Here is an 8,699-nt window from a genome sequence, read left to right on the forward strand (position 1 = left end):
CGCGGGGATGCTCATCCTTCGATACTAGAACCGGCTCGCCTTTCTTCTGCGGGATGGTGACCGGCGTGATCTCCCTACCCAGCCGGCCATTGGCCTGCGCCGCGACCGCCTTGTCCTGGCTGCGCACGGCAAAAGCGTCCTGGTCGGCTCTGCTGACGGAAAAATCTTCTGCGACGTTCTCGCCGGTCTCCGGCATGGAATCGACGCCGTATTGCTTCTTCATCAGCGGATTGACGAAGCGCCAGCCGATGGTGGTGTCGTAAATCTCGGCATTGCGCGAAAAGGCCGTGTCGGCCTTCGGCATGACGAAGGGTGCGCGGCTCATCGATTCCACACCACCGGCGATCATCAGCTCGGCCTCGCCTGATTTGATGGCGCGCGCGGCGATGGTGACGGCATCCATGCCGGAGCCGCACAGCCGGTTGACGGTCGAAGCCGGAACGTCCTGCGGGAGGCCGGAAAGCAGCAGCGCCATGCGCGCGACGTTGCGGTTGTCCTCGCCGGCCTGGTTGGCGCAGCCATAGACGACGTCGTCGATTGCCGCCCAGTCGACGCCGGCGTTGCGCTCGATCAAGGCCTTGAGCGGGATGGCGGCGAGATCGTCGGCGCGCACCGACGACAGTGCGCCGCCGAAGCGGCCGATCGGCGTGCGGATGTAGTCGCAGATGAAGGCGTCGGTCATCTATGCAGCTTTCCCTTTGGCGGTCCCTTGATGCGCCGCCTTGGTGCGGGCCTGGAGGTCGCGCAATGTCTTCAGCTCGAGTTCCGTCGGCTCCGGCGTCTCGTCAAGGGCCTCGGCAAACTTGACCGTCCAGCCACAAGTCGCCTGCACCTCTTCGCGGGTGACGCCGGGATGCAGCGACACGACGGTGAATTCCTTGGTAACAGGGTCCGGCTTCCAGACAGCGAGGTCGGTGATCAGAAGCGTCGGGCCGGCCGTGTCGATGCCGAGGCGCTGGCGATGATCGCCGCCGTCGCCATGGCCGAAGGAGGTGAAGAAGTCGATCGTCTCGACCATGCTGCGCTTCGACTGCGCCATGGTGATGTAAACCTCTCTTGACGAGGTCGCGATCTCCGGCGCGCCGCCGCCGCCGGGCAGGCGGGTCTTGGGATGCGCGTAGTCGCCGATGACGGTGGTGTTGATGTTGCCGAACTTGTCGAGCTGGGCCGCACCCAGGAAGCCGATCGAGATGCGGCCACCCTGCAGCCAGTAGCGGAACATCTCCGGCACCGCGACCGTGGTGACCGCCGTCTCGCACAATTCGCCGTCGCCGATCGACAGCGGCAGAACGTCGGGCGCTGTGCCGATGGTGCCGCTTTCATAGATCAGCGTGATGTCCGGCGCATGCGTCAGCCGCGCGACGTTGCAGGCCGCCGATGGCGCGCCGATGCCGACGAAGCAGACATCGTCGTTTCTCAGCGCGCGGCTTGCGGCAATCGTCATCATCTCGTTCGGGGTGAAGCCCGGATTGTCGGCGTCGCTCATGCGGCTTTCCTCAGATGCTCGACGCGGGCGGCGAAGTCGTCCGCCGTGCTCTCGATGACGTTCTTCTTGATCCAGGCCTGGAAGCGGTCGCGGTCGGCGGCGATTTCGTCCCATTCGAGATAGGCGGCGTTGTCGCGTTCGTAATAGCCATGCGTGTAGGAGGGATGCGAGCCGCCAGGCACGACCGAGATCGCCGCGATCGTCCAACTCGGCAGCACGGTGAGGTTGGGGTGCAGGTCGTCGAAATTGTCGACCACTTCCTCGACCGTCACCACTGCGCGCTTTGCCGCCAGCACCGCCTCCTTCTGGATGCCGATGATGCCCTCGACCAGCACGTTGCCCTTGCGGTCCGCCTTCTGCGCGTGGATGAAGGTGACGTCGGGCCGGATCGCCGGAACGGCGGCAAGCACCTCGCCGGTGAACGGGCAGGTGATGGATTTGATGTTCGGATTGACCGCGGCAAGACCCGCGCCGCGATAGCCGCGAAACACCGCGCAGGGCAGGCCGGCGGCACCCGCCTCGTAAGCGTTGGCCATGCCGGCATGGCTGTGCTCCTCGACCTCGATCGCGCGCGGAAAGCCGTTCTCGATGGCGTCGCGGGCGCGCCTGAGCAGGCCGACGCCCGGATTGCCGAGATAGGAGAAGACGATCTTCTTGGCGATGCCCATGCCGATCATCTGGTCGTAGATCAGGTCGGGCGTCATGCGGATCAGGGTCAGGTCGCGAAAGCCCTGGCGGATCGCTTCATGCGCGGCGGCGGTCGGGATCAGATGGGTGAAGCCTTCGAAAGCGACCGCGTCGCCATCATGCAAATTCTCCGCAACGGCCTCTTTCAGCGGCAGGAACTTGACCATCGTGGCGGCTCCGGAGATTGAAAAAGTTCGCATTGCGAACATAAGTTCTATATGAGATATTTCTAACTCGGCGCTTTGTGCAGAGTCAACGCCAGCCTGGGAACGCCCATGGAAGACGAGCCAGTATCACGCGATCATGTCGGCTCGCTGGAACGCGGCTTGGCGGTGATGGAGATCCTCGCTCGCCATCCGCTTGGCATGACGCTGACGGAGATGGCCGAGGAGGCGAGCCTGACGCGCGCCGGCGCACGCCGTTTCCTGCTGACGTTGGTAGCCACTGGCTATGCGACGCAATCGGGCCGGCTGTTCTCGCTGTCGCCGCGCCTGTTGACCGTTGCCCGAACATGGCTCGGCGGCGCTTCACTATGGACCTTTGCCACGCCCATCATGCGTGAGGTGGCCGGGCAGTTCGACGAGGCCTGCAATGCGGCAGTGCTGTCGGGCGAGGACGTCGTCTATGTCGCGCGCATCCCCGGCCGCCGGATATTGAGCGTCGCGCTCGACATCGGCACGAGGCTGCCTGCCTACTGCACCTCGATGGGTCGCGCGCTGCTCTCCGGCCTGGCAGCGGACGAGTTGAAGGCTTTTCTCGGCGAAGCGACGATCGAGCGACGGACGCCGAAGACGATCACCAGCCGTGCCGCGCTGGGCAAGGCCATCGACAAGGCGAGGGTGGATGGCTTCGCCGTCGTCGACGAGGAATTGGAGCTCGGCCTGCGCTCGATCGCCGTGCCGGTCAACGACCGCGCCGGCCGTACCGTCGCCGCCATCAACGTCTCGACCCAGTCGGCGCGTTTCTCGGTCGAGGCGATGGAGCGCGAGATCCTTCCGGTGCTGCGGAAAGCCAAGCAGCGTGTGGAGGAGTTTTTCTTCGTTTGAAGGCGGCCAATACCGCTGGCTGGCACGTTTAAGTCTCCTCCAGCATGATATCTTCGGCTCCGGGTAGGTGCCTGGCTGCAAAGCCACGACGCTGATGCTGGAAGCAAACCGTCGAGAGACTGGACCGGTGGAACGGATACATCCGGCGATTTTTCTCTTTGCCGCCCGCGCCCTGCGGGATTTCGGCGACGGCTTCGTGGCCGTGCTGTTGCCCGTCTACCTGCTCGCCCTCGGATTCACTCCCCTGCAGGTCGGTGTCATCGCCACGGCATCGCTGCTTGGTTCCGCGCTGCTGACCATAGGTGTCGGGTTCCTCGGCGCCAGACACGATCATCGTCAACTCCTGCTGGCTGGCGCTGGTTTGATGATTGCCACTGGCGTGGCCTTTGCCGTTGTCCATGACTACGCGTTGCTTCTGGTCGTTGCGCTCGCCGGCACGATCAATCCCTCGGCCGGCAGTGTCAGTGTCTTCGTGCCGCTGGAGCACGCCGTGCTGACGCGCGAGGTCACGGAGCGTGAGCGTACCAGGATGTTCGCACGCTACAGTCTCGTGGGCGCGTTCGCAGGCGCCGCAGGCGGACTCGCTGCAGGGATGCCTGACCTTCTGGCGCCGGTTGGCCTCGACCGACTTGCCGGCATCAAGGCCATGTTCGTCCTTTACGCGCTTCTCGGTCTGCTCGGCGGTTCGTTCTATGCGTGCATCCCGCGCCGCCCGGCGTTGGCTGCCGGCACAGCCGCCGCGCTCGGCCCCTCGCGCTACGTTGTCTTCAAGCTTGCGGCCCTGTTCAGCCTCGATGCCTTCGCGGGAGGCTTCGTCGTCCAATCGTTGCTCGCACTTTGGCTCTTCGAGCAATTCAACCTGTCGCTTTCGCAGGCAGGTGTTTTCTTCTTCTGGTCGGGCGTGCTGTCGGCGCTCTCGTTTCCTGTGGCCGCCCGGCTGTCGCGGCGCATCGGCCTGATCAACACGATGGTGTTCACGCACATTCCGTCCAGCATCGCTCTGATGTTCGCGGCGCTGGCGCCAACGCTCCCCTTGGCGCTTGTCTTTTTGTCGATCCGGGCCGCTCTGTCGCAGATGGATGTGCCAACCCGCTCGTCCTACGTCATGGCCGTTGTCACAGAGGGGGAGCGGGCAGCTGCCGCGAGCTTCACGTCGGTGCCGCGCAGCCTGGCCGCCTCGGCCAGCCCTGCCTTGGCCGGCGCTCTCTTCGCTGCATCGTTCCGGGCGTGGCCGCTGCTGATCTGCGGGGCGCTGAAGATCGCCTACGATTTGCTGTTGCTGGTGCAGTTCCGGGGGCTGAAGCCGCCGGAAGAACGCTGAGGCGTCTGCTGCGTTCCAGAATCGAAGACTGTCGTTGCCCTGCGGATTTTTCGTGATTGACGTCGCCCTTCAAACCCAATATTGAACAGGATTATACAGGTTCATTGAACAGGTATCGATATGGCCCGTCGCGCGATGCAACTCACCCCCGGCACGGGCAAGCCCGAGCAGATCGCGACGGTTCTGGAGCATGAGATCCGCTCCGGCGTGCTCGGCTTCGGCGACCGCCTGCAGAGCGAGAACGAGCTGGTCCAGCGCTTCTCCGTCAGCCGCAATACCGTCCGCAAAGGGCTGGAGGAGCTTTCCAGTCGCGGGCTCATCACCACCAAGGTCGGTATCGGTTCCTTCGTCACCTTCGACGGCATGCCCGTCGATGACGCGATCGGCTGGTCGCGCGCGCTTGCCAATGCAGGCGCCAATGCCGAGACCCGGACGTTGAGGCTCGAGATCATCGAGGACGCCGAGCTCGCGGCAAGACTCGGTGTTAGGAACCCGTCCTTCATCGCCGTCGACCGTGTGCGCAGCAATGCCGATGACGGCCACGCCATTTCGATCGAGCGCAGCCGCTTGCCCTTGTCGCCGGAACTGGAAGACGTGCCGCTGCGCGGCCTTCGAGAAGGCTCGCTGCACCAGACGCTGCGTGGGGCAGGGCTGGTGCCCGATCATGGCGAGGAATGGGTCGACATCGAGATGCTGAGCGCCGCCGACGCAGCCATTCTCGATTGCGCTCCAGGCACGCCCTTCCTGCGTACGCGCCGCCTGACGCGTGCCGCCGACGGGCGCGCCATCGAATTCGTCACCAGCCTGCTCAACCCGGCGCATTTCGCATTGCATCTGGAGTTCTGAGCATGGTGGACGCAGCCGGGATGAAGGACCGGGCAATGGGTGCGCTGATCGGAGGAGCGCTTGGCGATGCGCTGGGCATGCCGACGCAGCTTCTGTCCCCGGCCCGCATCGCCGAGTTCTACGGCCATGTCGAGGATTTCGTCGCGCCCGTCGCCGACCATCCGGTGTCAAAGGGGCTGCCGGCCGGCGCCATTTCCGACGACACCGAACAGGCACTGCTGCTCGGCCGCATCCTGGTCAGCTCCGGCGATCGCTTCGACCACGCGCGCTGGGTCAACGCGCTGCTCGACTGGGAGCGCGACGTGAAGGCGCGCGGCAGCTACGACCTGCTTGGACCTTCGACCAAACGCGCCATCGACGCGATCAACGAGGGCGTGCCGGCGGAAGAGGCCGGACGCAGCGGCGACACCAACGGTGCGGCGATGCGTATCGCGCCGGTCGGCATCATGATGCCGCTAGAGCCGCTCGACGCGCTGGTCGCCAAGGTGGCGGAAACCTGCCGGGCGACGCACAACACCTCGATCGCCATTGCCTCCGCCGCTGCCGTTGCGGCGGCTGTGAGCAGTGGCGTCGCCGGCGGCGACTGGCGCGCGGCTTCCGAGCGCGCCGTCGCGGCGGCAGGGTTGGGAGCGACGCTCGGCCATTGGGTCACCGGCGGCGATATTGCGGCCCGCATTGCCTGGGCGCAGGACCTCGTGCGCGGCAAGGTGGAGCGGGATGCAATCAAGCTGATTGTCGACCTGATCGGCACGGGCGTCGCCAGCCAGGAATCGGTGCCGGCGGCATTCGCCGTACTGGAGGTTGCTGAAGGCGATGCTTGGCGGTCCGCCGTCATCAGCGCCAATCTCGGCGGCGACACCGACACGATCGGCGCCATTGCCGCCGGCATGGCCGGCGCCTGTGCCGGCCTGTCTCGCCTGCCGCAGGATCGCGTCGCAAGGCTGAAAGGCATCGACCTCGCGGAGGTCCGCGCTCTGGCCAACGATCTTGTTTCGGCGAGGGTCGCGCGCAGTTCCGGCAAGGAGGCTGCGGCATGAGCCGGCGTCTCGTCCATATCGGCAGCGCCGTGGTGGACTATGTCTACCGCATCGATACCTTGCCGGCGCCCGGCACCGAAAAGACCGCGTCGAGCTACGCGCGTGTCCCCGGCGGCGGCTTCAACATGATGGTGGCGGCGAGCCGCACCGGCATGAAGGTTGTATTCGGCGGCCAGTTGGGAACGGGACCTGATGGCGATTTCCTGCGCGCCGCTTTCGCCGCCGAAGGCATCGAGACGCTGACGCCGCCATCGCCGCTCATGGACAGCGGCAATTGCGTCGCCATGATCAGCGGCGACGCCGAGCGAACCTTCGTCTCTTGGCCAGGCGCAGAGAGCGTGCTCACACCGGACATGATGACGCCCGTCCAAGTCATTCCGGGCGATTGGGTTTTCACCTCCGGCTACACGCTGAGCTATCCCGGCAGCCGCGAAGCCCTCGCCGACTGGATCGAGGCGCTGCCGGCGGAAATTCCATTCGTCTTCGATCCGACACCGGTGATCGCGGAGATTCCGCGGCCGATCCTGGACAGGGTGCTCGCGCGCACGACATGGCTGAGCTGCAACACCGATGAGGCCGCCGAAATCGCCGGCGCCGGTGATGCACAGACCGTCGCCGTCCGGTTGCTCTCCGAGCACTGCCCGAAGGCCGAGGGCGTCGTCATTCGGGCCGGTGCGCATGGCTGCCTGGTGCGGATGGCCGACGGTGGCACGCGGGCGATCCCCGGCTTCGCGGTCCACGCCGTGGATACCAATGGCGCCGGCGATACGCATATCGGCGCCTTCGTCAGCGCATTGTCGCGTGGCCTGTCGCCTTGCGAAGCGGCCCGCTACGCCAATGCGGCAGCGGCCCTTTCCGTCACCCGCCATGGCGGGTCTTCGGCGCCGACGGACACAGAGATCCAGGGATTCCTGAGCCATCGCGATCAAGCAACGATCGCGCATGACTGGGAGGAAGCGACTGCAACTTAACAAGCCCATCAACCGGGCCAACAATGAGAGGAAAACAAACATGCGCATGCCCAGACTGACCGCTTTTCTGGCGGCGACCGCCGTCTTCGTTTCAGCACTCACGCTCTCCGCCCAGGCTGCCGAAGAAGTGCATGTGCTCAACTGGAAGGGCTACGGCGCCGACGAGCCGTGGGCTGTCGCCAATTTCGAGAAGGCGACCGGCTTCAAGGTGGTCAACGACTTCTTCAATTCCGAGCAGGAGATGCTGACGAAGCTCAGGACCAATCCGGGCCTCTATGACGTCGTCATGATCAACGCCGCCTTCAACGATCAGGCGATGGCCGGCAAGCTGATCCAGCCGATCGACACGTCGAAGCTCTCCAACTATGCCGACATCGCCAAGGACAAGGCCGGCTCGCCGATGCTCAACCATGACGGCAAGGCCTATGGCGTGCCGTGGGTCTGGGGCCTGACCGCTTTGGCCATCAACGAAAAGTCCTTCGACAAGCCGCCGACGAGCATCGCCGAGATGTGGGATCCAGCGCATAAGGGCCGCGTCATCATTCGCGACGACGCCGTCGAAGCCGTGCAGTTCGGGGCTATCGCCAGCGGCCAGAACATCAACGACATCAAGGATATGGAAGCGGTCAAGACGAAGCTCACCTCGCTGATGCCGCAGATCAAGACCTTCTGGAGCTCGGAGAACGATTGGAATCAGATGGTCGCCTCCAACCAAATCGACATCGGCACCTATTGGAGCGGCTCGGCCGACCGCGCCAAGACGCATTTCAAGCTGCCGGTCTCGCTGGTCATCCCGCAGGAAGGCGCCGTCGCCTGGCTCGACGCCTTCTCAATTCCCGCCGGTTCCAAGAACGTTGCCGGCGCCGAGGCCTTCATCAACTACATGATCGATCCGAAATTCTATGTCGAATGGGTCACCGAGGTCGGCGCGCCGGTTTCGGCCAACACCAAGGCCGTCGAGGCTCTGCCCGAGGATGCCTTCAACCGCAAGGTCATGGGAAGCCCCGAGGTCGCCAAGCGCATCCAGTTCCAGGCGCCGATCACCGACGAACAGCGCGAGAAATATCTGGGGCTCTGGCAGGAGCTTAAGGTCAACGTGAAGTAGTTGGCGTCTTTCGGGGAGGAGAGGCATCATGGCTGACCAGCTCGCGACCGGTTCGCGCCGCGGACTGAAGCCCGCCCTGCCGCTTCTTCTTCCTGCCTATCTCTGGCTGACGGTGGCGCTCTTCCTGCCGCTGTCGGCCATGATGTTCTTCTCCTTCATGACCGACCTGCCGCTGGCCGGGAAGGAATGGGCGTTCACGC

The 8,699-nt window shown here is 64.8% G+C and carries 9 protein-coding genes and 1 pseudogene; 7 read left to right on the forward strand and 3 right to left on the reverse strand.

Annotated features, from left to right (window positions below; translation table 11 throughout):
* The 3 genes from EOA38_RS19690 to EOA38_RS19700 all read right to left on the reverse strand — a co-directional run.
* A partial coding sequence (locus tag EOA38_RS19690) for a beta-ketoacyl synthase N-terminal-like domain-containing protein (RefSeq protein WP_281060110.1) occupies nucleotides 1–682 on the reverse strand: 682 nt, incomplete at its 3' end.
* On the reverse strand, nucleotides 683–1,486 hold the full coding sequence (locus EOA38_RS19695; RefSeq protein WP_126092961.1) for a CoA-transferase subunit beta: 804 nt from the start codon (nucleotides 1,484–1,486) through the stop codon (nucleotides 683–685).
* Entirely contained in the window at nucleotides 1,483–2,340 is an 858-nt protein-coding gene (locus EOA38_RS19700; RefSeq protein ID WP_126092962.1) for a CoA transferase subunit A, read from the reverse strand. Before EOA38_RS19700 ends, EOA38_RS19695 begins: the two co-directional genes overlap by 4 nt.
* Nucleotides 2,341–2,448: 108 nt before the next feature.
* Between EOA38_RS19700 and EOA38_RS19705 the strand changes: the two genes are divergently transcribed.
* The 7 genes and pseudogenes from EOA38_RS19705 to EOA38_RS40450 form a co-directional block, all read left to right on the forward strand.
* Entirely contained in the window at nucleotides 2,449–3,219 is a 771-nt protein-coding gene (locus tag EOA38_RS19705; protein WP_126092963.1) for an IclR family transcriptional regulator C-terminal domain-containing protein, read from the forward strand.
* Between the two features lie 94 nt (nucleotides 3,220–3,313).
* Nucleotides 3,314–4,540, forward strand: a complete 1,227-nt coding sequence (locus EOA38_RS19710; RefSeq protein WP_189349972.1) for an MFS transporter — start codon at nucleotides 3,314–3,316, stop codon at nucleotides 4,538–4,540.
* Nucleotides 4,541–4,660: 120 nt separating this feature from the next.
* Nucleotides 4,661–5,386 carry a GntR family transcriptional regulator gene (locus EOA38_RS19715; protein WP_126092964.1) on the forward strand — a complete coding sequence of 242 codons (726 nt, stop codon included), beginning with the start codon at nucleotides 4,661–4,663 and terminating at the stop codon, nucleotides 5,384–5,386.
* Nucleotides 5,387–5,388: 2 nt separating this feature from the next.
* On the forward strand, nucleotides 5,389–6,423 hold the full coding sequence (locus tag EOA38_RS19720) for an ADP-ribosylglycohydrolase family protein (protein ID WP_127300004.1): 1,035 nt from the start codon (nucleotides 5,389–5,391) through the stop codon (nucleotides 6,421–6,423).
* A complete protein-coding gene (locus tag EOA38_RS19725) occupies nucleotides 6,420–7,394 on the forward strand; it encodes a PfkB family carbohydrate kinase (protein WP_126092966.1) in 975 nt (324 codons plus the stop codon). Before EOA38_RS19720 ends, EOA38_RS19725 begins: the two co-directional genes overlap by 4 nt.
* A gap of 40 nt (nucleotides 7,395–7,434) precedes the next feature.
* Nucleotides 7,435–8,499 (forward strand): ABC transporter substrate-binding protein, encoded by a 1,065-nt coding sequence (locus tag EOA38_RS19730; protein WP_126092967.1) that lies wholly within the window; start codon nucleotides 7,435–7,437, stop codon nucleotides 8,497–8,499.
* 28 nt (nucleotides 8,500–8,527) lie between these two features.
* Nucleotides 8,528–8,699, forward strand: a pseudogene (locus EOA38_RS40450) (ABC transporter permease); the annotation flags it as partial.

Source organism: Mesorhizobium sp. M1E.F.Ca.ET.041.01.1.1 (assembly GCF_003997355.1).
In the GTDB taxonomy this organism is placed as follows: Bacteria; Pseudomonadota; Alphaproteobacteria; order Rhizobiales; family Rhizobiaceae; genus Mesorhizobium.

Excerpts from the sequence above, each read along its gene's own strand:
- EOA38_RS19695 (WP_126092961.1), bottom strand. The coding sequence starts at position 1,486 with ATGAGCGACGCCGACAATCCGGGCTTCACCCCGAACGAGATGATGACG.
- EOA38_RS19700 (WP_126092962.1), bottom strand. The coding sequence starts at position 2,340 with ATGGTCAAGTTCCTGCCGCTGAAAGAGGCCGTTGCGGAGAATTTGCAT.
- EOA38_RS19705 (WP_126092963.1), top strand. The coding sequence starts at position 2,449 with ATGGAAGACGAGCCAGTATCACGCGATCATGTCGGCTCGCTGGAACGC.
- EOA38_RS19710 (WP_189349972.1), top strand. The coding sequence starts at position 3,314 with ATGCTGGAAGCAAACCGTCGAGAGACTGGACCGGTGGAACGGATACAT.
- EOA38_RS19715 (WP_126092964.1), top strand. The coding sequence starts at position 4,661 with ATGGCCCGTCGCGCGATGCAACTCACCCCCGGCACGGGCAAGCCCGAG.
- EOA38_RS19720 (WP_127300004.1), top strand. The coding sequence starts at position 5,389 with ATGGTGGACGCAGCCGGGATGAAGGACCGGGCAATGGGTGCGCTGATC.
- EOA38_RS19725 (WP_126092966.1), top strand. The coding sequence starts at position 6,420 with ATGAGCCGGCGTCTCGTCCATATCGGCAGCGCCGTGGTGGACTATGTC.
- EOA38_RS19730 (WP_126092967.1), top strand. The coding sequence starts at position 7,435 with ATGCGCATGCCCAGACTGACCGCTTTTCTGGCGGCGACCGCCGTCTTC.